This is a genomic window from Microcoleus sp. CAWBG58 (genome assembly GCF_020883045.1).
Taxonomy (GTDB): domain Bacteria; phylum Cyanobacteriota; class Cyanobacteriia; order Cyanobacteriales; family Microcoleaceae; genus Microcoleus.
The window spans coordinates 1-25224 of the sequence record NZ_JAHRFA010000094.1 but is presented as its reverse complement, the minus strand read 5'-3'; the positions used below and the strand labels follow the sequence as shown (position 1 = coordinate 25224).

General features: G+C 46.8%; 21 protein-coding genes, 1 tRNA gene, 3 pseudogenes and 1 other annotated feature. Of the genes and pseudogenes, 18 read left to right on the top strand and 7 right to left on the bottom strand.

From position 1 onward, the window contains the following. Nucleotides 1-85: 85 nt before the first annotated feature. The gene (locus QZ918_RS28390; RefSeq protein ID WP_293341233.1) at nucleotides 86-229 is read right to left on the bottom strand and encodes a hypothetical protein; all 144 of its coding nucleotides are present in this window, start codon (nucleotides 227-229) and stop codon (nucleotides 86-88) included. 50 nt (nucleotides 230-279) lie between these two features. Between QZ918_RS28390 and QZ918_RS28385 the strand changes: the two are divergent. From QZ918_RS28385 to QZ918_RS28365, 5 genes and pseudogenes are all read left to right on the top strand, one after another. Continuing rightward, nucleotides 280-927: pseudogene (locus QZ918_RS28385) on the top strand (HNH endonuclease); the annotation flags it as partial. A 149-nt stretch (nucleotides 928-1076) separates the two neighbouring features. Continuing rightward, nucleotides 1077-1787 (top strand): hypothetical protein, encoded by a 711-nt coding sequence (locus QZ918_RS28380; RefSeq protein ID WP_293341230.1) that lies wholly within the window; start codon nucleotides 1077-1079, stop codon nucleotides 1785-1787. Nucleotides 1788-1853: 66 nt separating this feature from the next. After that, nucleotides 1854-2891, top strand: a complete 1038-nt coding sequence (locus QZ918_RS28375) for a hypothetical protein (RefSeq protein WP_293341228.1) — start codon at nucleotides 1854-1856, stop codon at nucleotides 2889-2891. A gap of 488 nt (nucleotides 2892-3379) precedes the next feature. Further along, complete coding sequence (locus QZ918_RS28370) at nucleotides 3380-4153, top strand: ABC transporter permease (protein WP_293156783.1); 774 nt, start codon at nucleotides 3380-3382, stop codon at nucleotides 4151-4153. A gap of 54 nt (nucleotides 4154-4207) precedes the next feature. Then, on the top strand, nucleotides 4208-5107 hold the full coding sequence (locus QZ918_RS28365) for an ABC transporter ATP-binding protein (RefSeq protein ID WP_293341226.1): 900 nt from the start codon (nucleotides 4208-4210) through the stop codon (nucleotides 5105-5107). A 37-nt stretch (nucleotides 5108-5144) separates the two neighbouring features. On the opposite strand, the gene QZ918_RS28360 is transcribed toward QZ918_RS28365, so the two are convergent. Then, nucleotides 5145-6206, bottom strand: a complete 1062-nt coding sequence (locus QZ918_RS28360) for a TIGR03032 family protein (RefSeq protein WP_293341223.1) — start codon at nucleotides 6204-6206, stop codon at nucleotides 5145-5147. Between the two features lie 226 nt (nucleotides 6207-6432). On the opposite strand from QZ918_RS28360, the gene QZ918_RS28355 reads away from it, so the two are divergent. Together QZ918_RS28355 and QZ918_RS28350 are read left to right on the top strand one after the other, a co-directional pair. After that, nucleotides 6433-11736 (top strand): DUF4347 domain-containing protein, encoded by a 5304-nt coding sequence (locus QZ918_RS28355; protein ID WP_293341220.1) that lies wholly within the window; start codon nucleotides 6433-6435, stop codon nucleotides 11734-11736. 195 nt (nucleotides 11737-11931) lie between these two features. Continuing rightward, a pseudogene (locus QZ918_RS28350) lies at nucleotides 11932-12387 on the top strand (transposase); the annotation flags it as partial. Nucleotides 12388-12463: 76 nt separating this feature from the next. Here the strand turns inward: QZ918_RS28350 and QZ918_RS28345 are convergent. Both QZ918_RS28345 and QZ918_RS28340 read right to left on the bottom strand, forming a co-directional pair. Further along, nucleotides 12464-12652, bottom strand: coding sequence for a hypothetical protein (locus tag QZ918_RS28345; RefSeq protein WP_293341217.1), 189 nt, complete (start codon nucleotides 12650-12652; stop codon nucleotides 12464-12466). Nucleotides 12653-12715: 63 nt separating this feature from the next. Further along, the gene (locus QZ918_RS28340) at nucleotides 12716-14479 is read right to left on the bottom strand and encodes an EamA family transporter (RefSeq protein WP_293341214.1); all 1764 of its coding nucleotides are present in this window, start codon (nucleotides 14477-14479) and stop codon (nucleotides 12716-12718) included. 348 nt (nucleotides 14480-14827) lie between these two features. Here QZ918_RS28340 and QZ918_RS28335 point away from each other — a divergent pair, with 348 nt between their 5' ends. After that, nucleotides 14828-15049: a hypothetical protein gene (locus tag QZ918_RS28335; RefSeq protein ID WP_293341211.1), complete on the top strand. Its 222-nt coding sequence runs from the start codon at nucleotides 14828-14830 to the stop codon at nucleotides 15047-15049. 465 nt (nucleotides 15050-15514) lie between these two features. Here the strand turns inward: QZ918_RS28335 and QZ918_RS28330 are convergent, their stop codons facing one another. Next, the gene (locus tag QZ918_RS28330; RefSeq protein ID WP_293341208.1) at nucleotides 15515-17047 is read right to left on the bottom strand and encodes an inorganic phosphate transporter; all 1533 of its coding nucleotides are present in this window, start codon (nucleotides 17045-17047) and stop codon (nucleotides 15515-15517) included. A gap of 418 nt (nucleotides 17048-17465) precedes the next feature. Here QZ918_RS28330 and rplS point away from each other — a divergent pair, with 418 nt between their 5' ends. The 9 genes from rplS (at nucleotide 17466) to rplL (ending at nucleotide 22179) form a co-directional block, all read left to right on the top strand. After that, nucleotides 17466-17849, top strand: coding sequence for a 50S ribosomal protein L19 (gene rplS, locus QZ918_RS28325; protein ID WP_293341205.1), 384 nt, complete (start codon nucleotides 17466-17468; stop codon nucleotides 17847-17849). Between the two features lie 132 nt (nucleotides 17850-17981). Beyond that, a tRNA-Trp gene (locus tag QZ918_RS28320) sits at nucleotides 17982-18054 on the top strand. Further along, nucleotides 18025-18213: a hypothetical protein gene (locus QZ918_RS28315; protein ID WP_293128198.1), complete on the top strand. Its 189-nt coding sequence runs from the start codon at nucleotides 18025-18027 to the stop codon at nucleotides 18211-18213. Before QZ918_RS28320 ends, QZ918_RS28315 begins: the two co-directional genes overlap by 30 nt. Before the next feature lie 291 nt (nucleotides 18214-18504). Further along, nucleotides 18505-18738 carry a preprotein translocase subunit SecE gene (gene secE, locus QZ918_RS28310; protein ID WP_293128199.1) on the top strand — a complete coding sequence of 78 codons (234 nt, stop codon included), beginning with the start codon at nucleotides 18505-18507 and terminating at the stop codon, nucleotides 18736-18738. Next, complete coding sequence (gene nusG / locus QZ918_RS28305; protein ID WP_293128200.1) at nucleotides 18735-19373, top strand: transcription termination/antitermination protein NusG; 639 nt, start codon at nucleotides 18735-18737, stop codon at nucleotides 19371-19373. Before secE ends, nusG begins: the two co-directional genes overlap by 4 nt. 3 nt (nucleotides 19374-19376) lie before the next feature. Further along, entirely contained in the window at nucleotides 19377-19802 is a 426-nt protein-coding gene (rplK, locus tag QZ918_RS28300) for a 50S ribosomal protein L11 (protein ID WP_006635588.1), read from the top strand. 239 nt (nucleotides 19803-20041) lie between these two features. After that, nucleotides 20042-20755, top strand: a complete 714-nt coding sequence (gene rplA, locus QZ918_RS28295) for a 50S ribosomal protein L1 (protein ID WP_293155787.1) — start codon at nucleotides 20042-20044, stop codon at nucleotides 20753-20755. 109 nt (nucleotides 20756-20864) lie between these two features. Beyond that, nucleotides 20865-21036: a sequence feature (ribosomal protein L10 leader region), on the top strand. A gap of 29 nt (nucleotides 21037-21065) precedes the next feature. Then, nucleotides 21066-21656 carry a 50S ribosomal protein L10 gene (gene rplJ / locus QZ918_RS28290; protein ID WP_293341202.1) on the top strand — a complete coding sequence of 197 codons (591 nt, stop codon included), beginning with the start codon at nucleotides 21066-21068 and terminating at the stop codon, nucleotides 21654-21656. A gap of 136 nt (nucleotides 21657-21792) precedes the next feature. Next, nucleotides 21793-22179 (top strand): 50S ribosomal protein L7/L12, encoded by a 387-nt coding sequence (gene rplL / locus QZ918_RS28285; RefSeq protein ID WP_293155793.1) that lies wholly within the window; start codon nucleotides 21793-21795, stop codon nucleotides 22177-22179. A gap of 426 nt (nucleotides 22180-22605) precedes the next feature. On the opposite strand, the gene crtD is transcribed toward rplL, so the two are convergent. Further along, nucleotides 22606-24195 (bottom strand): C-3',4' desaturase CrtD, encoded by a 1590-nt coding sequence (gene crtD / locus QZ918_RS28280; protein ID WP_293341200.1) that lies wholly within the window; start codon nucleotides 24193-24195, stop codon nucleotides 22606-22608. Nucleotides 24196-24225: 30 nt separating this feature from the next. Between crtD and QZ918_RS28275 the strand changes: the two genes are divergently transcribed. Beyond that, nucleotides 24226-24378: a hypothetical protein gene (locus tag QZ918_RS28275; protein ID WP_293341197.1), complete on the top strand. Its 153-nt coding sequence runs from the start codon at nucleotides 24226-24228 to the stop codon at nucleotides 24376-24378. A 254-nt stretch (nucleotides 24379-24632) separates the two neighbouring features. Here the strand turns inward: QZ918_RS28275 and QZ918_RS28270 are convergent. Beyond that, nucleotides 24633-25224, bottom strand: a pseudogene (locus tag QZ918_RS28270) (CopG family transcriptional regulator); the annotation flags it as partial.

Below are 25224 nucleotides of genomic sequence, written 5' to 3'. Positions count from 1 at the left end.
GCAGTAGTATATTGTAGGGTGACTTGTCTTGTGAAATAATCTTTTGCGTCATGTTTCCTATTTTATAACATTTTATATACTTTGCCTACTTTTTTTCTGGGCTACCCCGAATTATTGAGCGGATACGAATTTCTGCTACCGCGTTTAAGTGGCTTTTTAGCTTTTGTTGGTCTGATGGTGTCATTTTATTTGCCTCATCTTTATTTGAGGATTTTACTAGCTTTTTCATTTTAACTCTTTTTTGACACCTTCGCCAAAGTGAGATGCACCCGAGCATATGAGCATATTTATCCCAAAGCCAAAGGTGGCAGCAACCGAATTTCTAATCTATGCCTAGCTTGTCAAGCGTGCAACCTCAAAAAAGGAACTCAGGATGTTCAACAATTCTTAGCCAAGAAACCTGACATCTTGAAGCACATTCTCACCCAGGCTAAGCGTCCCCTCAAGGACGCTACTGCTGTAAATTCGACTCGATGGGCGTTGCTCTCACGACTGAAAGAAACGGGGTTGCCTGTTTTAACTGGTTCAGGTGGACTGACCAAGTTCAATCGTACTCGACTACAACTACCCAAAAGCCATTGGCTTGACGCTGCCTGTGTGGGTCAAATTGAATCCTTGTCTGTACTAACAAGTAAGCCACTGCTAATCAAGGCGACAGGACACGGAACTCGTCAAATGTGTCGCACGGACAAATTTGGCTTTCCGTCTCGGTACGTTCCTCGAAACAAGTTTGTTAAAGGCTTTCAAACTGGTGACATCGTAAAAGCAATCGTCATCAGTGGCAAGAAAATAGGTGAATATGTTGGTCTGGTTGCAGTTAGAACGACAGGTTTGTTCAACATCTCAGCATCAGAATTGGTGCAAGGAATTAGCCATAAATACTGCAAAATAGTTCACAGAAAAGATGGCTACAGTTACGCATATTAGGATTGACGGGGACTGAAGTCCCCCTTATAGCTTCCCTCTCAAGGCTAAAGCCGTTGAGTTTCCCGCATCCCGTATTAATTTTTATGAGGACACTTGGCAGTTTATCAGCCATAGTGGAGCATATAAATATAACACTTGAGGAAGTGCTGATGAGATTATTGCGCCTCGCAGCCGCTCTATCGGCTGCCTTGACTCCATTGATGGCACAAGCCGCCTTTAGCCGTCCCATGCCCGGAACAGGTCAGTTTCCCAGGGCTTCAAACCCGCGAGTAGATGTGCCGGTTTGCTTCATCGAAACCCCAAGCGGTACAACTTTTGATTTAGTCAGCTTGTGCGGCACCAACGCTGCTCCCCAAAAAACGGCTCCCGCAGCCGACAACCCAGCCAATACTCCTGGAAATAACCCCAACGCAGCTAATCCAGCAGCCCCCCGCAACCCCAATAGTGTCACCAGAGATGCTGCCGACGCCCCGATAACTACTCCTGCTGGTACCGCAAATCCCGCAAATCCCGCAAATCCCGCAAATCCGGGAACTGCACCGAATACTAATCCCAACAACAACGCCAATCCGGGAACTTCGCCGAATACTAATCAGCAGAATAATCTCAATCCGGGAACTTCGCCGAATACTAATCAGCAGAATAATCTCAATCCGGGAACTTCGCTGAATACTAATCCCAACAACAATCCCAATCCGGGAACTTCGCCGAATACCAATCAGCAGAATAATTTCAATCCGGGAACTTCGCCGAATACCAATCAGCAGAATAATTTCAATCCGGGAACTTCGCCGAATACCAATCCCAGCAACACGGCACGGGTAGTTTTTGAAGGACGATCGCCGGATAAGTTAAGCTGAGACTGGAAGTGGCGATTCCCTACCCTTTGGGATAGCTTCGATCGCGCGTAGTTGAGGATACCAACTGTGTCAAACTTAGTTCAACGCTTAGAAATAACCGCTCATCCGCAACTGGAAAAATCCCTCGGCTATCGAGGAAACAGTCGCTGGGTAGCTTGGCGGTGGGAACCCGACATCGACCAACTTATTTTCAGCGACGGCAAAATAGTCGGAACTGGCAATAACATGGCTTGGCTGGTATTTTTGCAGCACGATTTAGTTAAGCCTGCGCTACAAGAGTACAACTTCGGCGAGGGCGATCGCTACTGGCTGCTGTTAGACACCGAAACTCGAAATCTCTACGTTGGAGAAGGGAAAGCAGTTCAAAGTCTGCTCGAACAGCCGGAAAGTTTAGCTTTGTTAGCTTGTCTAGATGGCTGCAATGCCGGAAAAACTGCTGAAACTTGGGAGCAAACCCGAGCCCAAGTAACTGCAACAACCGCCTTTCGCCACCTCACAAACGTCATTCCTTTCGGAATTGCCGCTGCTTTAATAGGTGCTTTAGGAGTTGGAACCGGTTGGTGGGTAGTCCCGACGGTGCAGCAGAAACTCGCCGAAAAAACAACTTTTACTTCCCCCATTAGTTCGGCCGCCAACTGCGGGATTGGCGGTTCCGACGATTTTTCAGCCTATGTTGGTTCGTCAACCGGAGATAAAGAACTTCATTTGATTGGTGTTTACGAAGCTAATGCCGAACACGGGAAGGCAAATTTGTCTAAAAGTGCTATCCAAGTTAAAGTAGAACGCCGCAACAAGCCAATAATACTTGCACTTTCGGCCTACGAACCAGTCAACTGGAACGTGACTGTAGAACCCGGAGCAGTTATCGAGAAAATCATTGTTAACGGATACAACAACCAAACAGTTTCAGGAGTTTCGGGAATTCCGATACAAGTGCACAGCTACGAAGCAACCGGAAACTACATCGGCGACTTTATTTACAAGTGGGGTACAAATCCTGAAAGTAATACTCCCTCCCTCGTGACTAAACTCGAACAGACAAACCGTACAAGTTTAACTTCTTTTCAAGGATGTTACAGAGGTACGAACTTTAGTATTAAATGAGTGTAGCGATAGACACCGAAAATTTAAAACCTAGTCTGGTCAAATCACAAAACCCGCGCGGGCGGGTTTTTTATTGAAATTTAACATTCTTAGTATTTCTATGGTATAATATGCCGTGGCGTTATTATCAATAATCATATAATTTCCGGTAAATTCAATGCCATCAAGAAGGTTTGATCGTTCGGAATGCGAGTCCTCGGATTGATGCGGACTAAAGTCCTCACTACGAACCAATTTGATCGTTCGGAATGCGAGTCCTCGGATTGATGCGGACTAAAGTCCTCACTACGAACCAATTTGATCGTTCGGAATTCGAGTCCTCGGATTGATGCGGACTAAAGTCCTCACTACGAACCAATTTGATCGTTCGGAATTCGAGTCCTCGGATTGATGCGGACTAAAGTCCTCACTACGAACCAATTTGATTGTGTTGATTCTTTTCGGACTTGATGTCAATTTCCAATTCTTACAATGCTAACACAATCCCTATGAAATACTGGTATGAAACCCTCGCAGTAGCGCAGCGAATTTTAATTGAATTGGGAAGGCGGCGGCGCAGCTTAGTCTTGTGGAGTATTTTTCCAATTTCTATCTTGCTAATCAATGGTTTAATTTTAAAAGAACGCGCCAATCTCACCACAGCCAAAGCCTTTGAAAGTGCTGCACCTGCAAGTTTAGTAGGAGCCGCTTTATTTTTTAGCTGTCTCGGCGGCAGTGTAGCCACGGTAGTTTCAGAGCGAGAACAGCATACTCTCAAGCGCTTATTTGTTTCCCCCCTGAGTGGCACTTCCTACTTTTTAGGAATTTTTCTGGCTCACAGCGCGATCGGCATCGGTCAGGTAATTTTAGTATACGCGATCGCAGCGTGTTTGGGAGCACAATTTCAAGGATCTATTCTGTTAGGATGCGCGATTATTCTACTCAGCATTGTATCCTACGTAGGAGTTGGCTTTATTCTGGGGACGCAGTTTGCGAGGCGCACGGAAGATGTCAACTCGCTAGTAGCTGCTTTCGGCGTTCCTTTGTTGATTTTAGGAGGTGCATTTTTGCCAACTGCGCTGTTCCCCAAAACCCTGCTGGATCTCGCCCAGTACAATCCGATTTATCATATGAACGAAGCGCTGATAGGCGTGTGGGCTAACGGCAAAGATTTTGCGGATATTGAATCGCACTTCTGGTTTTTATTCATATTTGCTATTTCGATGATCGCAGGCGGATGGCTGTCATATCGGCGGATGTTAAGAGTAGAAAGAAGACTTTAAATAAATCAGGGAATTCAAAGATAATTTAGAGAAAAAACTAGGAGATTTTAAGCAGTGCTGCAAATAGAAAAGCTAAATAAGGCTTACGGCGAACGTTCAGTGCTTAACGATTTAACACTGCACATTCAAGCTGGCGAAATTTACGGTTTGCTGGGGCCAAATGGGGCGGGCAAAACTACAACTATCAATATTTTATGCAATTTGCTAAATGCTGACAGCGGTAAGGTTTTCATCAATGGCGAACCTGTTTCGGAATCTACTAAACTGTTAATCGGTGTAGCGCCTCAAGAAAATTTGCTTTACAAAAGCCTTAGCTGTGCAGAAAACCTCAATTTTTTTGCTCAAATTTATGGTTTAGAGCGCCAACAGCGCCGCTATCAAGTAGAACAATGCTTAAAAGCAGTAAATTTGATAGATAGAGCTCAAAGTCCGGTGGAAACTTTGAGCGGAGGAATGCAGCGCCGTTTGAATATTGCGGTGGCTTTGGTTCACCAGCCTAAATTAGTAATTTTAGATGAACCGACAACTGGTTTAGATATTGAGGCTCGTTATGAAATTTGGGAGTTAATTCAGCGCTTGCAATCGGAAGGAATTACAATTTTGCTAACAACTCATTTGTTGGATGAGGCTGAGCGTTTGTGTCAGAGAATTGGGATTTTAAAGAATGGTAGTATTGTGGCTGAGGGCAGTTTGGAGGAGTTGCAAAAACTAATTCCTGCTCAGGAAATTATTGTGGTTAAAACCGACGCAGAAGCTGAAGTCATCGCCCGCGCAGCAGAATACAGTTTTATTCCCCGCCGCTACGGTAGCGATTTGGCTTTTTGGCTGCCGGAACGTTTGGAATTAAAGGATATTATTTTGCGTTTTGATGGAATTTCTATTGATTCAATTGCTCGCTATCCGGTGCGGTTAGAACATATTTATGTTGAGGTAACAAAACAAAATCTATCTTAATCTGCGTCCATCTGCGTATATCCGCCACCATCAGCGGTTAAAGTTCCAAAGTAATTAACTGAGCAATTTCATCCGTTTGAAAACCCAAAGCCATCGGCTTTTGCACTCCCGAAATCACCTGCACATCATACAGTTCCGTGACAACTCCTTCAAACCGCAACCAATGAACGATCGCACCAGTAGTCAAATCGATCGCCATCATCCCACACCGAGCCTCAGCATCCTTAGCTACCAACAACTCATCCAACTCTAAACCGCTAAAAGTATTGTCACCACCCCTCGGTTTCGACAATCCAACAATCGCCCAATTCTGCCAAAATGCCAATCCTCGGACATATCCCGGACAAAATGCGATCGCCTGAAATGTCCCTGTATCTAAATCCACACAACCAAATTCTCCTCTCCCCGAATTCAGCAACCACAACTTATCTCGATACCAGCGAGGTGAGTGCGGCATCGACAATCCCGTAACAATAATATCATTAGATGCCACATCAATAACTATACCGCCGTTTTTTCGGCGATCGCGCCAGCCATCCACCACATCCGATTGACTCGACGCCGTAACATATTTCGCCTCCCCATCAACCATCGCCAAACCGTTGAGATGACAGCGGTCTTCATTGATGTATTGTGAGATAAACGGCGGTTTCCAGAGAGGTTTGCAACTGTGCCGATCGCTCAAAGTAGCGATACAATTAAACAACGTGCTAATAAACAGAATTTGATTATTCTTATCCACAGCGATATCGTGAATGTCGATATCTCCTGTGGTGTGGGCAATTCTTGGTATGTATAGTTTATCGTAACCTTGATGTTGTCCACCCGCAGCCAGCACATTGTCTAATTGCCAGAGTTGATATTTTGAGCTAAGGTAAAGGCGTTCCGGTGTGCAGAAAAGTCCCATTGCGCGATCGAATATCCGCCAAAAAGCCGAGATTCTGTTGGTTTCTGGCACAGCACCGATTAACATCAACCTGCTGGTTTGATAAGTAGTGCAAGCGAGGCTGATTCGTTGTTCGGTTAACCAAGATGGCAAATCGCGATCGCCAAAAATCTCGTGTTCGTGTGGTGTATTCAAAATTGTTTTGTTATTCATATAGTAATCCTAAATCCTTCATGCATATCTATCTGTATGGGAGGTGCCGTGCCCGCCCTCTCCTCAGATGAATTGGGCAACCACAGGGGGATTGCCCCTACAAAACAATGAAACAGCCCTACCCTTATTGGTTAGGGAGGCTCAGATTCTATGCAGCCTCATAAAATATGAAGACATAAAAACTTTCTCTATTATGGTTGAAAACTCCATATGAGTATGATAAATTATGCTCATAAAAAAACATCGATCGCCTAGCATGAAAAACCAAATAATTTTCGTAGACCCCTCAGTACAAGATTATCAAGACCTAATTCAAAGCACCGATCGCGCTGAAATTATTATTTTAGATGACAAAGTTAGTGGCATCACCCAAATTACTAACGCCTTAGCCAATCAAAAAGATATTGAAGCATTACACATACTTTCCCACGGCAGCCCCGGCAGCGTCAATCTGAGCACAGAAACCATCAACAATAGTAACTTAGAAAAATTCACTACCCAACTCCAACAGTGGGGAAAATCCCTCACCCAAAACGCCGACATCCTATTATATGGGTGTGAAATAGGCGCTGATGAAACTGGCAAAAACTTCCTCAAACGACTGAGTGAAATCACAGGTGCAGACATTGCCGCCTCCGCAAACCCCACTGGTAGCAGCGAATTAGGTGGAGACTGGGAATTAGAAGTGCAAATAGGCGCCATAGAAACCGCAATACCATTTAGCCTCAACACCCTCAAAACCTACAGCGGCGTACTAGGCCTCGCCCCTAAATTTGACTTCGCTGTTGGCAATCTCCCCTTATCCGTCAGCATCGGCGACATCAACGGTGACGGGAAACCAGACTTAGCAACGGCGAACTACATCAGCAACACCGCCTCCATCCTGCTCAACACCACCCCCACCAACGCCACCACCCCCACCTTCGCCACCAAAGTTGACTTCACTACTGGCAGTAACCCCATCTCCGTCAGCATCCGCGACTTCAACGGTGACAACAAACCAGACTTAGCTTTGGCGAACCGGAACAGCGACACCGCCTCCATCCTGCTCAATACCACCCCCACCAACGCCACCACCCCCACCTTCGCCACCAAAGTTGACTTCACCACTGGCAATGGGCCCTACTCCGTCAGCATCGGCGACTTCAACAGTGACGGGAAACCAGACTTAGCTTTGGCGAACCGGAGCAGCAACAACGTCTCCATCCTGCTCAATACCACCCCCACCAACGCCACCACCCCCACCTTCGCCACCAAAGTTGACTTCACTGCTGGCAATGGCCCCTTATCCGTCAGCATCGGCGACATCAACGGTGACGGCAAACCAGACTTAGCTGTGGTGAACTTCATCAGCAACAACCTCTCCATCCTGCTCAACACCACCCCCACCAACGCCACCACCCCTACCTTCGCCACCCAAGTCATCTTCGGTGCTGGCAATGAGCCCCGCTCCATCAGCATCGGCGACATCAACGGTGACGGCAAACCAGACTTAGCTGTGGCAAACGTCAACAACTACACCGCCTCCATCCTGCTCAACACCACCCCCACCAACGCCACCACCCCCACCTTCGCCAGCCGAGTCACCTTCAGTACTGGCAATGACCCCATCTCCGTCAGCATCGGCGACATCAACGGCGACGGCCTCCCTGACTTAGCTGTGGCGAACATCTTGAGCAACACCACCTCCATCCTGCTCAACACCACCCCCACCAACGCCACCACCCCCACCTTCGCCAGCCGAGTCACCTTCATTACTGGCAATGACCCCATCTCCGTCAGCATCGGCGACATCAACGGCGACGGCCTCCCTGACTTAGCTGTGGCAAACTCCAACAGCAACACCGCCTCCATCCTACTCAACACCACCCCCAAAGTTACCGCTGTCACCGCCACCACCCCTGACGGCAGCTACGGTGTTGGTTCTACCATCCCCATCACCGTCACCTTCGATGCTGCTGTCAATGTCACCGGCACACCCCGACTGCAACTAGAAACCGGTACAACCGACCAATTTGCCACCTATGCTAGCGGTAGTGGCGGTACAGCCCTCACCTTCAACTATGTAGTTCAACCAGGAGACACCTCTCTCGACTTACAATACCTCTCCACAACTGCCCTCACCCTCAACGGCGGCACAATTCAAGATAATTTGACCACGAATGCCGATTTAATCCTCCCTGCCCTAGCCACAGCCAACTCCCTCGGCGGTAGCAAAGCCATAGTTATTGATACTGTTGCACCCACCATCACCAGCGTCACCTCAACCACCGCCAACGGCAGTTACAACACAACTAACAACATCAACGTCACCGTCAATTTCAGCGAAGCAGTTACCTTAGCAGGCGGTAACATGACAGTCGCCCTAGACACAGGCGGCACTGTAACTATTGCACCTTTCACGGGCACATCTGCTGTGGGAATTTACACTCCACTAGCCGGACAAAATAGCACGGATCTCAACTCAACTGGGTTCACTTTAGCAGTCGGTGCAACCTTCAGAGATACTGCGGCAAATAATGCAACATTAACTATTCCTGCGGGACAGTCTTTGGCTAATAACAAAGCCATAGTTGTAGACACAATTGTACCAAATGTCACCTTAACATCAACTTCACCAACCACCACAAACGCACCATTTTTAGTCACAGCAACATTCAGCGAAACCGTCACAGGATTTACCGCCACAGGCGTGAATCTAACTAACAGTACAATTAGCAACTTCACAGGTAGCGGCACAACTTATACTTTCACAGTTACACCAACTTCAACTGGCAATGTCACAGTTGATATCCCTGCTGCTAGAGCAACTGATACCGCTAGTAACAACAATACCGCTGCGACTCAACTTACACGCACTGCCGATATTACAGCGCCCACAGTAGCCCTAACATCCGCATCACCAACCACCACAAACGCACCATTTTTAGTCACAGCAACCTTCAGCGAAAACGTCACAGGATTTACCGCCACAGGCGTGAATCTAACTAACAGTACAATTAGCAACTTCACAGGTAGCGGCACAACTTATACTTTCACAGTTACACCAACTTCAACTGGCAATGTCACCGTAGATATTCCAGCAGCTACAGCCACTGATACCGCTGGCAATAACAATACCGCAGCCACTCAATTGACTCGTACCGCCGATATCACCGCACCAACAGTAGCCCTAACATCCGCATCACCAACCACCACAAACGCACCATTTTTAGTCACAGCAACCTTCAGCGAAAACGTCACAGGATTTACCGCCACAGGCGTGAATGTTGCTAACGGGACTGTTAGTGAATTTACAGGTACTGGTACAACTTATACTTTCACAGTTATACCAACAGCCACTGGCAATGTTACAGTTAATATTCCAGCAGCCACAGCCACAGATACAGCAGGTAATAACAATACCGCAGCCACTCAACTTGTTCGCACAGCCGATATCACCGCACCTACAGTTGCTTTAACATCAACTTCAACACCAACAGTAACTGGTTTATTTACAGTCACCGCCACCTTCAGTGAAAATGTCATCGGCTTTGATACTACTGATATCACCGTAGCCAATGCTGCTGTCGGAAACTTTGTCATAGTTGATGCCAAAACTTACACTTTTGATGTCACACCTACTGCTAGTGGTAATGTCACAGTTGATATTCCCACAGCTAAAGCCACAGATGCTGTGGGTAACAATAACACCGCAGCAACTCAACTGGTTCGCACTGCTAATATCGCGATACCGATTATTGATGTCATCCCACCTACTGCTAACTTGGCGGCAGTTTCTAACATTACTACAGCGGGTGGTACAAGTCAGACGTTGACAGTTACTTTCAGTGATGCTAGTGGAGTTGATGTTAGCAGTTTAGATAATTCTGATGTTGTTGTAAATTGGTCTGGTGGTGCTATTTTTGCTAACTTTGTTAGTGTTAATACTAATAGCAATGGTACACCGCGCACAGCAACATATTCGTTTACTCCCCCAGGCGGAAGTTGGGATAATGCTGATAATGCTACTTACACTGTTAATTTGCAAGCATCGCAGGTGAAGGATGTTGTTGGCAATTTATCTGCTGCTAGCGGTTTAGGTAATTTTAGTGTGAATATTACCGCACCAACTCCTGTCACCACACCAACTCCTGTCACCACACCAACTCCTGTCACCACACCAACTCCTGTCACCACACCAACTCCTGTCACCACACCAACGCCTTTCTCGCCGACTCCGACGCCCGAGGTAAGTCCAACTCCGACGCCTTTCTCGCCAACTCCAACTCCAACACCGACGCCCCCGCCATCGGAAACTCCGACAGCGACACCGACGCCGACACCATCGCTAACTCCGACACCGACACCAACACCTGCGGTAACCGAAACACCTGCGGTAACCGAAACACCTGCACCAATACCGACACCAACACCTGCGGTAACGCCAACACCTGCGGTAACCGAAACACCTGCACCAACGCCGACACCAACGCCTGCGGAAACACTGACACCCGCACCAACGCCGACACCATCGCTAACTCCGACACCGACACCGACACCTGCGGTAACGCCAACACCCGCAGCGACGCCCGAGGTAACACCAACACCCGAATTAACGCCAACACCAATAACTAACAACATCCCCAACGATGACTGCATCTGCGATGAAATTGACTATCCCAACTTAAACCAACCAAATACAGTTGAAAACACCATACTCGGTATATCCGGCATTCAAATAGGCACTGCCCAAAACGATGAATGTCTTGGCAGCAACAACGGCAATATATTCGATGCTAAATCTGGGAATGACAACTTATATGGTGGCGAGAGTCGTGACATATTCAACGGCAATAAAGGCAATGACTTTATCAGCGGTGGCAAAGGTGACGACATCTTATTTGGAGATGAAAATAATGACATCATCCTGGGCGATGCTGGCAACGATTTAATCTTCGGAGGTAAAGGCAATGACTCCATCAATGGTCGCGAAGGTGATGACATCGTTTATGGTAACAGAAATGATGATTTCATTGATGGTGGTAAGGGTAATGACACCTTATTTGGAGGCAAAGGGAATGACATAATCTTTGGTAGTGAAGGTGAGGATTCGCTGTTTGGAAGTCAAGGTGATGATACCATTTGCGGCGGGGCTGGCGATGATTTTATCAGCGGTAACGAACAAGCAGATATTCTGGGAGGGTGTGAAGGAAATGATACTATTTATGGAGGGGAAGATAACGATACTCTAACTGGTTGTCAAGGTGACGATGTTCTTTTCGGAGATTTGGGTAATGATAGTTTGATTGGCGGTAGTGGGAATGATATTTTTGTCTTAGAAGCCGATCGCGGATTTGATGTTATCGCTGATTTTACCGTCGGTCAAGATTTGATTGGATTAGCTGGTGGTTTAAGTTTTAATCAGTTAGCAATTACTCAAAATATTCAGGGAGTTCTCATCAAAAATATCTTGACGGGGGAGGAGTTAGGTGTGATGATTGGAGTGACTGCTAATGGGATTACATCCGTGAATTTCCGCCAGATTTAGGGAAGTGATTTACCGTTGGGTGGGGGCGGGTTTTTGAGATTATTGGTTGAGTGGCAATTATTGTTGGTGAACCCGCCCCTTGCATCTTAAAAGAGTGAGTCAGTCGATCGCCACGTCATTGATTCAATCATACCGACAATCAGGCGATCGTACCGATAAGTGGGCGATCGAGCCGACAAGCAAAACGAATCTAAAGAATCAGGAGACCTTAAAAGACAAGTAGAAGCATTTAAACAATTCACCGGATTTTACCCTGAATCAATTCATGTAGATCGGATATATCGAACAGAAGAAAATAGAGTTTGGTGCAAAGAACTCGGCATCAGAATGAGCGGTGTCCGTCTAGGAAGACCTCCCAAAAATCTGAGCAAATCACTAAAAAAACAAGCTCAATCAGATAAGAGAATTCGTAACTTAATTGAGGGAAAATTTGGAGAAGCTAAAAGAAGATTTAGCCTTGGTAGAGTGATGGCTAAACTTAATAATACTTCTGAAACAAGCATCGCTATAACTTTTCTGGTGATGAATCTTTCTGCCAGGGTACGGCAGGCTTTTTGGCTTTTTTTCGGTCTATTTCATAATAAAAACCTTTGGGGATGTTTTTTGGCTCAAATGATTGGCAAAAGCTATGTTTTGCCATCACAAGATTGATAAAACTTATATTGTCGAGGCGATCTCAAATTCACTCATCTTTCTAAATGCTGTTTTCTGACTTTTTCAGCAAGCCCTAATTAGTAATCAAAATGGGATGACTTGCATTCCCCACTACAAACACTTTATAAAACAAGTTCGTAGTGAGGACTTTAGTCCTCAAAATCCTAGGACTAAAGTCCTCACTACAAACAGCAGTTTTTACCAGAAAGGATTGGTTTAAAGCCTCTTCCTTGTAGGGAGAAATTAAAATCAGACGATTCATTACTCCAATCCTCTTCCTTCCTTTGTTAACTATCAACTGTCAACTGTCAACTATCAACTGAACTTAAGTAGCCTTCTTTTGAGGAGCCACCATGCGTTCTACACTCATCGCAGCCACGCTCAATGTCACCACAGCCATGCCGAGAATTGCTACAGGCTGCAACTTCTCATTGATAATTATAAACCCGAAGAGTGCAGTCATCGCTGGGCCCAAAGTGCCAATTACTGACGCTAAGGCCGCCCCCGCGAACCGGATGGCAAAATTGTTCAAAAGATAGCTAAATAGTGTCAGTACCCCTAAAACAATCCCTCCCACAATCAAACCAGGCCAAACATTTTGGTCGATTTTCGGAGCCAGATTCTCTGACAGCGGTACCCACAAACTCAGGGACGAAAATACAAAAATCGCGCCGAAATTAACTAAACTAAAAGGAATCGGGTGCAGTTTGCCGGCGGCCATTTGAGTTAGCAATACGTAACCTGCAAAGGTAATCCCAGAAGCCAGTGCAGCGGCGACTCCTACCTCGACATTGCCACCGCCGGGAGCTGGCGCAGCAAAACTCGGCGATCCAACTAAAATCAGACCTGCGGTAATCCCCAACATCGCCAAAAAGCCGATCGTGCTGGGGCGAGCGCCAAACAATAACCAAGAACCCAGTACGGTGATGATGGGGTAAATAAAGAAAATTGTAATAGCAATCCCCGCCGGAATATTGCCGATCGCCAAATAAATCAAAACCTGAGACAAAAACAGAAAAAATGCGCTTCCTAAAACCTTGCTCCACAAAGATAGATCGCGCGAGTAGAAAAACCGTTTAAGATCTTTCCAGACAGAAGGATACAGAAATGTTGCCAATACTGGCATCAAAGCCATCACCACGATCAGCCGCATCAACAAAATCAACAGAGAATTTCCAAAACCCCGAGTCACCACCCCATCAAGCTCAAACACGCCAAAAATCATCCGAGGATTTCTGCTTTTAATTAGAATTCTCAAACAAACATTAAACAGCGACAATACCACCGCCGAAGACAAAGCCAGAATTAAACCTGTTTGCACTTGAGAAGTTGCTTTCGCGACTGCGGTAGGCGCGGCTGAAGGCTCTGCCACGGCTTGGCGCGGCGCATCTGCAGGTGTTGGCGGCAAAACTTGCGGGCGGATAGAATTAGTTGCTTCCTCGGGATAGGAATCTTGAGCATCGAAAGGATTGTCAAGATATTCTTCTTCTGCGAGTTCTTCCCGAATGCGGTTGACGAGATTTTGTAACAGTTCTTCCCCTTGAAGTTCGAGGGTTTTCATGTTGTTGAGCCGCATGGATAGCTCGCTTTCATAGCTGCTCAAATCTTGTTCTAGCATCTGGAAACTGCGATCGATCCGTTCATCCAGCGCCGCCAATAACTCCGAGGCCCGTTCGTCATAGTTGCTAGGGGGCATGGGTATGGGGAATTCGCCGCTGGGAATTGGGCTGCTGAGAGAATGGCCCGAGTTAGCGCTGAGTTCGTTGAACCGCTGCACCAACAAATCCTGCAAATTGTGAGCCAAAATTTGAGCCAACTGCTTCAGCCACAATTGCTGCTGCTGAATGTATCGCCCAGACAGAGATTCCATTTGCTGAGACTGCAATTTGCGATATTGCTCCCGGAGGCCTTCAATATCTTCAATCAGGTGATTTTTTTCAGTTTGCAGCCGAGTAATGTCCTGGTTTAACTGACCTTTGACATTTTCATGCAAAGCGTCCAGTTCCTGCATCACTGAGTTGAGGACTTGTTCTGCTGATTGTGCATCCCCTGCGTCGCCTTTTGGCGAGTATCTGTTCCGGTTCGCCATTAGCCTATAACCTCTAATTTAAACTGCACGAGAGTGTGTTCTTAAGTATTTTGGCTGCATCAGGTCGCAAGTTCTAGTGAGTTGGTCTCAAAGATTGCGGACGCTGTTGAATCTATGGTAGTCGCTGAGCTAGAAATGTTAGAAAATTGCGTGAAGCGAAGCTATCCCGCTCTTAATCGCCCCAAGAACACTTTGTGCAATTAGAAATCATACTACAGCTTGACCTCTGCACCGATTGCTCCGGGTAATTCTAGCCTCTAACTCACCCGCCTCGCCAGCCGGATAACCTCTTCCCCGACAACTAAAGTTGAGGGTAGGGCCGAGACTCCTCACCCCTAAAGGCATAATTTGAGCATTAAATTGCCAGAAACTGGGTTTCTGGGCCCAAGTCTCTCACGCACTCTTGCACCCGGATTTTTGATATTAAAATTTCCGATCTTGCGATCGCCAAAGTTTGAAGAGGCGATCGCACCCTCAAAAGCAACCTATGTCATCAAAAAACTAACACATCCCATTCTCCAAGGGCAACAGATCTGGCATCTGAAAATTCTGACAATTGCTTTACGATAAGAATCTGGTTTAAAGCCCCAAGCGCGATCGGAAGAACTTAAAATCAGACGATTTATTACTCCAATCTTCTGACTTCCTTTGTCAACTATCAACTATCAAATATCAACTGATTTTCTTTTTCAACCATCAACCATCAACTGTTAACTGAATGAAAAGCGATCGCCAAAGCCTGAATATTTCAGACTAAGCCGAAGTGTTTATTTTTCCGGCATCATTTGCCCAGCAACGCCTGTGGTTTCTAGACTAATACTCACCGTAAAACACTTTCTACAATTTAGTAACAGCACTGAGATTCAGTTGAGAAAGCCCTGTGTGGAAGTGCTGGCTTGACAGCTAAAGCATTGTTTGGAGAAGGAAATTATCGCGGTTCTCAAAAAAGTGAGGTATGCCCACGGATGCCTATGCCCTATGCCCTATGCCCAGTCGTACTTCATCCGCTTGAAAGGCTATACACACCTATCGCGTTCATTTAACTAAAATCCATTGGGCGATGCTGAAAATGCTAGCACCCAAACCGGCGGCGATCGGGATTGTCACCACCCAAGCCGAACCAATTGACTGCAAAGTTTTCCAGCGTACCGATTTCCAACCTTTAATCAGCCCGACTCCCACAACTGCACCCACTAAAGCGTGGGATGTGGAAACCGGCAAACCCAAGCGAGATGCTAATAATACTGTGGTAGCTGTGGCTAATTCCGCGCAAAATCCGCCGCTGGGTTCGAGTTTGATGATGTTTTCCCCGACTGTAGCGATCACTTTTTGACCCCAAATGGCTAAACCGATGACGATTCCTGCGCCTCCGAGGACTAAAATCCACAGGGGAACGTTAAAATCTTCTAGGGGAAAGGAGCCTGTGCGCTGGATGTAGACGATCGCAGCTAAAGGCGCAACTGCATTACCTACGTCGTTGGAACCGTGTGCAAATGCCACAAAACAAGCACTCAATACTTGAAATCTCGCCATCTGTTGCTCGATCGAAGAATGTCTGAGGGGGAGAGGGGGGGAGGGGGAAAATATTTCCTCTTGCTTATTCTTTCTATCCGTTACACCGGTGAAATCCGTTACAAAATCCGTTGTTAAACTTCCCTCTTCTTTCTTCCCTCTTCCCTCTTCCCTCTTCCCTCTTCCCTCTTCCCTCTTCCCTCTTCCTTCTTCCCTCTTCCCTCTTCCTTCTTCCTTCTTCCCTCTTCCCTCTTCCTTCTTCCTTCTTCCTTCTTCCTTCTTCCCTCTTCCTTCTTCCTTCTCTAACTTTTTCCAGCTATTGAGGGAAAGCCCGATCGCCGCAATACTCCCGATAGCAATCGCAATATCGTGAATTGGCAGATTCCAGCCAAATCGATCGCGCGCGAAGTCGATCGCGCCTGTCTGCACCAAAGCCACATCCACAACAGACGGCAATACAATTATCCCAAATACACTCAGCAGCGCCGCACTCAGCCAAGGTATCCACTCGCGCAGTTGAAATAGAGGATCGGGGCGATCGAGAATCCAATGCTTCACCCCACTATAAAATAGTGCAGCTAAAGCACCGCTAGCAAAAGGTGTCGCCACCCAAGTTAACGAAATCCTGCCGATAGTCGGCCAATCAACCGCATGAATTCCGGCTGCTACCCAGCTAAAACCTGCGATCGCACCTACCACCGCATGAGACGAAGAAACCGGCAAACCTAGACTGGTAGCGATTTGCAGCCACAATCCGCAAGCTGCTAGCACTGACACCATCCCGATTAAAAATACTTGCGGTTTGGCCGCGAACATTTCTTCATTCACAACTCCTGTAGCGAGAGTTTCGGAAACCCCTTGCCCGAACAGCACGGCGCCGGCAAACTCTAGTATGCCTGCAACAATTATTGCTTGCCGCAGCGTGAGCGCCTTCGAGCCTACCGATGTCCCCATGGAGTTCGCCACATCGTTAGCCCCCAAGTTGGCGGCGACGTACAAAGCTAGTATCGCGATCGCCCCGAGTTGCAGAAATACAACCAAGGAAGTATTTAACATAGAGTTTTTGGTATAAAATTGGTAGTTCGATATATGATAAGGGATTGTCAGTAACCCAGGTCTAAAAGAGATTGGGCTTGCAAGAGCAATTCCCGCAAGCCGTACTGACGGGCCTCAGTCTTAACTGACTACGTTTTTAGAGTCACGACACCTGGAAATGCGTAGCTAGTTTCCTGCTCTGTCATTTGCAATTAAACAGTCTTAAGGTCACTGAGACAGTGTTGCAAGTCTAAAAAGCTCTTAAAACATTGGCGAAGCTAACATTACTGGAATGGCAAGGCGCTCCCGGCAATACAGGGATTAGACAAGTACCATTCCTCTACTTGTTTAGCCCCGAAAGGGGTAGGCGGTTTAAACCGCTCTTGTCGTTTCCCTCTCTTGGCTCAAGCCACTGAGTGTCCCACTTACCGAGTTTTTTATGAAAGGCGCAGAAATAATCCGTTCGATCGAGACGGAAGAAATAAATAGAGTCAAGGTAGAACTAAGCAAAGTTCTACCAGAAATTTACGTAGGCGACACCGTGCGCGTCGGCGTGAAAATTAAAGAGGGTTCTAAAGAACGCGTTCAGCCCTACGAAGGGACTGTGATTGCCATGCGTAACGGCGGCATCAATGAAACAATCACTGTGCGCCGGGTGTTTCAAGGCGTCGGCGTGGAACGGGTGTTTTTGATTCACTCGCCCCGCATCGCAACTGTCCAAGTCATGCGCCGCGGTAAAGTCCGCAGAGCTAAACTTTACTACCTGCGCGATCGCGTGGGCAAAGCTACTCGCGTCAAACAGCGGTTCGATCGCTCTCTGTAGGAATGCACCCAGCTTCCTCTTGGAGAGACAGAAAATGGGAAATTGAAAAATTAAAAAAAAAGTTTCCCATTTCCGAGCGCACTGTGTTAAAATAGAAATCTAGAGGTTAAGCGAATCAGCAACCTCACCTGTGCGCTCTTAGTTCAGTTGGTAGAACGCAGGTCTCCAAAACCTGATGTCGGGGGTTCAAGTCCTCCAGGGCGCGCTGAATCACCAAAATTTTAATTCTGCCCGAAAGCGCCCGGATAATTGGCTGGAAACAGCCGAAACCGAAGACTTTCGGGTAGAATTAATTTTTGTGGGCGGTTCGCAACAAAGGCCATCAACAAATGCTCGGTTTAAACAGTTGACAGTTGACAGTTGACCTGGGACAGCGAAGTGATAAGAACGAAGATTTAAGCTCCGTTCTTATCATAATCTGCCGACCTGAGTAAGGGCTTCAAACCCCGGCTATTCTGTGGCTTCTGGCTCGTCGGTTTCGGCGATCGGCATTTACACCGTTGATGGCTTAGGCTTGTAAAAAAGTGCTGGCTTTGGATTTGAGATTTTGGACTTGGGCGTAAGTGGTTAGTGTCAAAAAATCAAAGAGCCGCGAGCCACTCACAAAATCTAAAATCTAAAATCTGAAATCTGAAATCGCAAGGGGGATTCGATCGTGGCGAAAAAAGACGAAGCTCAAGAAACTCAAGAAATGACTGCGCCTGGGTTCGATCCTGCGGGTTTTTTTAAGGAAACTAGAGAAGAACTCGATAAAGTGGTCTGGCCGAGCCGCCAGCAGCTAATTAGCGAGTCTTTGGCCGTGCTTTTGATGGTAATCCTCTCAGCAAGCCTGATCTATTTGGTGGATAACTTCTTTAACTGGGGCGCAGGAAAGGTGTTTGGGCCATGACTTTTGCATCAGAAGAATCTGATTATTCCACAGAAGCGACGGGACAGGCAGCATCGCCAGATAAGCCGGAGATTCAGGCTCGCTGGTATGCTGTTCAGGTAGCCTCAGGCTGCGAGAAGCGCGTGAAGGCAAACTTGGATCAGCGGATTCAAACTTTGGATGTTGCCGATCGTATCGTTCAAGTCGAAATTCCGCAAACTCCGGCGATCAAAGTCGGCAAAGACGGTTCCCGGCGCCAGTCAGATGAGAAAATTTTCCCCGGCTACGTACTCATCCGTATGTATATGGACGAGGATACGTGGCAGGTGATTAAAAATACCCCGAACGTAATTAATTTTGTAGGGGCAGAGCAAAAACGCCGCTACGGGCGCGGCAGGGGTCACGTCAAACCGCTACCTCTGAGTCATTCGGAAGTAGAACGGATCTTCAGAAACGCTCAGGAATCAGAACCGGTTGTCAAAGTATCGATGGCGACAGGAGACCACGTTGTGGTACTTTCCGGGCCATTTAAGGATTTTGAAGGTGATGTGATTGAAGTTAGCCCGGAACGGAACAAGCTCAAAGTTTTACTCTCGATTTTTGGGCGCGATACGCCTGTAGAATTAGAGTTCAATCAGGTTCAGAAACAGAACTAACTAATGGCAAAGAAAGTTGTTGCAGTAATTAAGTTGGCGATTACAGCGGGAAAAGCCAACCCAGCTCCTCCGATCGGCCCAGCCTTGGGTCAGCACGGCGTCAATATCATGATGTTTTGCAAGGAGTACAATGCTAGAACCGCAGACCAAGCAGGTCTCGTGGTTCCGGTAGAAATTTCGGTTTTTGAAGACCGCAGTTTTACGTTTATTCTCAAAACCCCTCCGGCGTCGGTTTTGATTCAAAAAGCTGCTGGCATTGCTAAGGGTTCGGGTGAACCTAATCGCAAGCAAGTAGGGACAATCACACAGGCTCAGTTGCGAGAAATCGCTGAAACTAAGATGCCTGACCTTAATGCTAATGATGTTGAAGCTGCTATGAAAATTGTAGCGGGAACAGCTAAAAACATGGGCGTGGCGATCGCGGATTGAAGTCAGTTGACAGTTGACAGTTGACAGTTGACAGTTGGCAATCAATAATTTTCGGTGTTGAAGCTGAAATCTTCAAGCTGAAATATTCAAGCTCAAGTCGCAAGTCTTAAGTCGATTCAGGGGGAGAAGCAAAGCTTCGCTAGGAATCGCAAATGTTTTAGATTTATGAAAAAACCGCAACGGTTCAATTATTCAATCTAAAATCTCAAATCTCAAATCGATTAACCCCAAAAAAAACAATGGCAAAGAAAGTATCGCGAAGACTGCAAGAACTGCAAAAGAAAGTTGAAGACAGACCTTACCTACCAATGGAAGCTCTGCAACTTTTGAAAGAAACAGCAACGGCCAAGTTTGGCGAATCTGCTGAAGCTCACATCCGTTTGGGAATTGACCCGAAATATACTGACCAACAGTTGCGGACAACTGTATCGCTGCCAAAAGGAACTGGTCAAGTAGTCAGAATTGCGGTGATTGCTAAGGGCGAAAAAGTTAAAGAAGCTCTGAATGCCGGCGCAGATATTGCTGGTTCTGAAGAGTTGATCGAGGAAATTCAAAAGGGCATGATGGACTTCGATTGCCTGATTGCTACTCCAGACGTGATGCCGTTGGTGGCAAAATTGGGTCGGTTGTTGGGCCCGCGCGGCTTGATGCCTTCTCCAAAAGGCGGCACAGTGACGACTGACATTGCTCGGGCGATCGACGAATTCAAAGGTGGTAAACTAGAATTCCGTGCCGATCGCACAGGCATCGTTCATGTTATGTTTGGCAAGGCAGCTTTCTCAGCAGAAGATTTGCTCGTCAACCTTCATGCTTTGCAAGAAACAGTTGACCGCAACCGTCCTTCTGGTGCGAAAGGTCGCTACTGGCGCAGTTTGTACATATCCGCAACCATGGGCCCATCGATCGAAGTCGATATCAGTGCCCTGCGCGATACCAAACTTGATGCTGCTTAGCAAGAATTAAGCCAAAGGCAGAAAGTAAAAGACAGCTTCGGCTGTCTGTGTAAATCTCTCACGAGATTTGCTGCATACCCTTGCTAATGTCTGCCGGATGGTGATAGCCTAATCAAAAATCAATAAGCTGAAGACCGCAGGTGCCGAGTGCTTAATTTCCTGCCGAGGCTGAAGAAATAAAAACTGAAGAAAATAAATTAAAAAGTTATATCTTTTAATTCCTAATTCTTAATTTTTAATTCTCTGCCCCGGCTATAAGGTTGGGGTTTTTGATTGGCAGTTTGAGATCCTAAAAGGAGGTGAAATTAGTATGGGCAAAAGTTTAGCAGTAAAAAATGAGATTATTGCAGACCTCAAGCAAACCTTGAGCGAATCTCAACTGGTAATCGCGATCGACTACAAAGGCTTAACTGTTGCTGAAATCACAGATTTGCGGCGGCGTTTGCGTCCCAAAGGCAGCAGTTGCCAAGTGGCAAAAAACACGCTAATGCGAATTGCTGTTGAAGGCAATGAAACATGGCAGCCGATACAGGAATTGCTGACAGGTACGTCGGCGTTTATGTTCGTGCAAGAAGATATTGGCGGCGCGATTAAGGCTTACCAAGAATTCCAAAAAGCTTCCAAGAAGACGGAAGTTCGCGGCGGCGTGATGGAAGGACGGGTGCTGAAAGAAGCTGATGTTAAGGCATTAGCGGATCTGCCGTCGAAGGAACAACTTATGGCTCAAATTGCTGGCGCTATCAACGGTGTCGCAACCAAGTTGGCTGTGGGTATCAATCAAGTTCCTACTTCGATCGCACGCGGTCTCAAAGCTTATGCTGAAAAAGACGGCGATTCGACAGAAGCACCAGCAGAAGCAGAAGCACAACCTGAAGCAGAAGCAGAAAGCGTATCTGCTTAGTCATTAGTCATTAGTCATTAGTCATCAGTCATTAGTGTTAATCCACAGGCTGAAGACTGGAGACGAGAAACTAATGATGGAGGAGCAATCCCAAATCCCAAATCCCAAATCTAGAATCGAATTAGGAGTTTAACGAATGTCTACTGCAACCGACGAAATCTTAGAAAAACTGAAGACTCTGACTTTGCTCGAAGCATCTGAATTGGTCAAGCAAATTGAAGAAGCTTTCGGCGTCAGCGCTGCTGCTCCTGTAGGTGGCATGATGATGATGGGCGGCCCTGCTGCTGCTGCCGAAGAAGTAGAAGTACAAACTGAGTTCAGCGTGATTTTGGAAGAAGTTCCTGCTGACAAGAAAATCGCAATCCTGAAGGAAGTCCGCGCGATTACCGGTTTGGGTCTGAAGGAAGCGAAAGACTTGGTAGAAGCCGCACCTAAGGCAGTTAAGGAAGCTATTGCTAAGGAAGCTGCTGAAGAAATGAAGAAGCAGCTTGAAGCTGTGGGCGCCAAGATTGCTATCAAGTAGTCATAGACTGTAGCCGGCAGGTTTCTACCTGTCGCTATTTGACCTCAGTTTGCAGTGCAGACTGAGGTTTTTTTCATGATGGAAAAAGGAATCTGTAGAGTGTGGATGCACCGACAATCTCTAATATCAAAATAATACTCGCGAGCGGGGACGATCGCACTCAAAGAAAAAATGCTTTCTCTATGCTCTCCCTCTGTGTCCTCTGCGGCCTCTGCGGTTTAATAATTCCGGTAAAATTGTAGGGTGCGTCGCCACCGACAATCTCTAACTCAACACCAACAATCTGATAGCGACGCACCTCTGCTTATGCACCCATACCATCACAAAAACAGTTCGTAGTGTGGACTTTAGTCCGCAGTATTTTGCGGACTAAAGTCCACACTACGAACCTGACTTATTGCGGTCAATACTTGATATTGTCGATTATCAAAACTCAGCCTCCATCTGCCGCACCACTGTTAAAGCAGAATAGGAAACACCGGCGGTTCCTTCTCCGGGATGGGTGGAGTCGCCGACTAACCACAAGTTTTTAATTGGCGTGCGGTTGGCAAATCCGAAGGGGCCGAAGGTTGGTATTCGCTGGCCGATGCCACCTACAACGCCTCTATCGCGGGCTGTGTAGCGGGCAAAGGTGCGAGGTGTTGCTGATTCTTGGTGTACAATTTTTTCGGGTGTCAAATTGAAATATTCGCTTAAACGCGCGATCGCCCCTTCAGCGTATTTTTGCTTCAATCCTTCATAATCAACCGAATTCCACCACATTCGAGTATCAGTAAAAGACGAAGCGATAATTGTCGCCATTCCCTGCGGTGCTCGGCCGTCGCCCGCATGACTCACAGAAACAAATAATGAATTATTCTCACCAATCTCACCGTCGTAGTCGTAGAGAAACTGAAGGTGCGGCGGACAATTTTCTGGAATTGCGCTTTCATGCACTCCCAAATATATCACAAATGCGCCGGATGCGGGCGGCAATTTATCAACTCGATATTTGTAGCCTGCCATTTGATTTGGCAGTTGGTTTGTTGTCTCGGAATTATCTGTTAAAGTTTCTAAAACAGGTTCGCTTGACATCAATTTAACTAGATTTTGGGCTGTGACGTTGGCAACAATGCGATCGCCAATTTCTGTCCAAACTTCGCCTGTTTTTTGATTGCGAATCACTGTGCCGGTGGCTTCGCCGTTAGTGGTGACAATACTTTCGACTGTATGCCGCAACAGCACTTTGCCGCCGTAAAGCTCGATCGCACTTACGAGGCGATCGCTCAACACCTGCATACTTCCTTGTAAATGATACAATCCCTGCGGCTCTTGGCTTACTCCTAAAGCTGTCGCCGCATACAGCAGCGCCGTTTCTTCGGTATCAACTTGGGAGTACAATTTTAACTGCAAATCCAGAAAAGTTCTCAAGCGCAAATTGTCGCCCAAACCGCACAAGCGCAAAGCATCTCCCACCGTCATAAAAGTGAAAGGCAAAGTAATTAAAGTATCGGGGCGAACTGCTTGAATTAATTGCCAGAAATCCCAGAAGTTTCTCGGCGGTAAAACTGGATCGCGTCCTTGAAATTTCCAGCTAGCTTGGAACAATGCAGATAATAATTGCCAAAAAGGTTCGCTTCCGGGGAATTGTCGCTGTCTTTCTTGCTGCCATTTTTGCGGATCTCGCCACACGCTAATGGGTGTCGTTTCTCCCGGCAAAAATACTGCACAAGCAGGATCGCAGGGTGTGGCGGGGGGAAGTTCGATGTTTAATTCTGAGAAAATTCGGTGGTGAATCCCTCCGGGTTCCAATCCTGCAACCTGCGTGGCGCCGACATCGAAGGTAAAGCCTTTGCGTTTGAAGGTGGAAGCGCATCCTCCAGGGACGATCGCCTGATCTAAGACTAGCACTTTGTATCCTCTGTGGGCGAGCAGGGCTGCTGCTGTCAGCCCGCCGATACCGGCTCCAATTACTGTGACGCGGCCCTTCGTGTCTGCTGCACTGGATTTGCTTTTTGGGGTGCGATCGGTCATCATAATTTATTTATTGTAATATTTCTTAATATTATGCTCATATTTTGCCCGAAAAAGCTTCTCAAAAAACGGTTCGTAGTGCGGACTTCAGTCCGCAGCATATTGCGGACTGAAGTCCGCACTACGAACGGCACTACGAACGGCACTACCAACGGATATTATCGCGATCGATCTGACACAATATGACACCCACACTCCGGCAGGGACTTAAGTCCCTGCCTCAAAGTGAAAGTCCTCGCTATGAGGACTCAAGAACTTATAGGTTGTACGGAAGAATACTCTTGCATACACCTCAAGAACTCATTACTCCTCATAGCGAGGACTTTCGCTATTAGCCAGGGACTTAAGTCCTTGGCGGTTTTTCGGGTTAAGTTGAGATTAATGGACACGGCACCCAGTGTCCCTAGTGGCAGGTGAACTTTAAAGAAATGGTATTAGAATCAGAAACGGCGCCACTTATTTAGATAAGCTTCGCCAATCCCAGCCACAGCTTGCATTTGAACTACCTGTTCCCGTAAAGCTTTGATTGTTTTTAGCTGTTCTTGAGACTGTTGCTGCAAAGCCTCGTAATTTAGCTGTTTCGCAGCACTTTGGCTCAATTGATCTTTTAGAGAGTGGAACTCGGTCAGTTGAACTTGCAAGTTGCCGATCGCACTTGACTTTTCTGCTAACTCCTGCTGCAAAGATTCGTAACTTGACTTCGATACAGTTTCCTGCAATTGGCTTTCGAGATTTTGCTTGTCGGCTAATTGTTGCTGTAAAGATGCGATCGCACTTTCTTTTTCGGCGAATTGATGGTGCAAAGATTCCAAATCGCTCGATTTGGAGGCTAGTTGCTGCTGCAATTCGTTTGCCCAATGTTCTTTTTCGCCCAATTGATGCTGCAAAGATTCCAAATCGCTCGACTTGGAGGCTAGTTGCTGCTGCAATTCGTTTGCCCAATGTTCTTTTTCGCCCAATTGATGCTGCAAAGATTCCAAATCGCTCGACTTGGAGGCTAGTTGCTGCTGCAATTCGTTTGCCCAATGTTCT

Coding starts and splice junctions, on each gene's coding strand:
- QZ918_RS28370 (WP_293156783.1), top strand. CDS start 3,380: ATGAAATACTGGTATGAAACCCTCGCAGTAGCGCAGCGAATTTTAATT.
- QZ918_RS28340 (WP_293341214.1), bottom strand. CDS start 14,479: ATGGCGAACCGGAACAGATACTCGCCAAAAGGCGACGCAGGGGATGCA.
- rplS (WP_293341205.1), top strand. CDS start 17,466: ATGAAAGGCGCAGAAATAATCCGTTCGATCGAGACGGAAGAAATAAAT.
- rplJ (WP_293341202.1), top strand. CDS start 21,066: ATGGGCAAAAGTTTAGCAGTAAAAAATGAGATTATTGCAGACCTCAAG.
- rplL (WP_293155793.1), top strand. CDS start 21,793: ATGTCTACTGCAACCGACGAAATCTTAGAAAAACTGAAGACTCTGACT.
- rplK (WP_006635588.1), top strand. CDS start 19,377: ATGGCAAAGAAAGTTGTTGCAGTAATTAAGTTGGCGATTACAGCGGGA.
- QZ918_RS28345 (WP_293341217.1), bottom strand. CDS start 12,652: ATGAATCGTCTGATTTTAATTTCTCCCTACAAGGAAGAGGCTTTAAAC.
- nusG (WP_293128200.1), top strand. CDS start 18,735: ATGACTTTTGCATCAGAAGAATCTGATTATTCCACAGAAGCGACGGGA.
- QZ918_RS28275 (WP_293341197.1), top strand. CDS start 24,226: ATGCTCATATTTTGCCCGAAAAAGCTTCTCAAAAAACGGTTCGTAGTG.
- QZ918_RS28360 (WP_293341223.1), bottom strand. CDS start 6,206: ATGAATAACAAAACAATTTTGAATACACCACACGAACACGAGATTTTT.
- QZ918_RS28390 (WP_293341233.1), bottom strand. CDS start 229: ATGAAAAAGCTAGTAAAATCCTCAAATAAAGATGAGGCAAATAAAATG.
- QZ918_RS28315 (WP_293128198.1), top strand. CDS start 18,025: ATGTCGGGGGTTCAAGTCCTCCAGGGCGCGCTGAATCACCAAAATTTT.
- crtD (WP_293341200.1), bottom strand. CDS start 24,195: ATGATGACCGATCGCACCCCAAAAAGCAAATCCAGTGCAGCAGACACG.
- rplA (WP_293155787.1), top strand. CDS start 20,042: ATGGCAAAGAAAGTATCGCGAAGACTGCAAGAACTGCAAAAGAAAGTT.
- QZ918_RS28330 (WP_293341208.1), bottom strand. CDS start 17,047: ATGTTAAATACTTCCTTGGTTGTATTTCTGCAACTCGGGGCGATCGCG.
- QZ918_RS28380 (WP_293341230.1), top strand. CDS start 1,077: ATGAGATTATTGCGCCTCGCAGCCGCTCTATCGGCTGCCTTGACTCCA.
- QZ918_RS28355 (WP_293341220.1), top strand. CDS start 6,433: ATGCTCATAAAAAAACATCGATCGCCTAGCATGAAAAACCAAATAATT.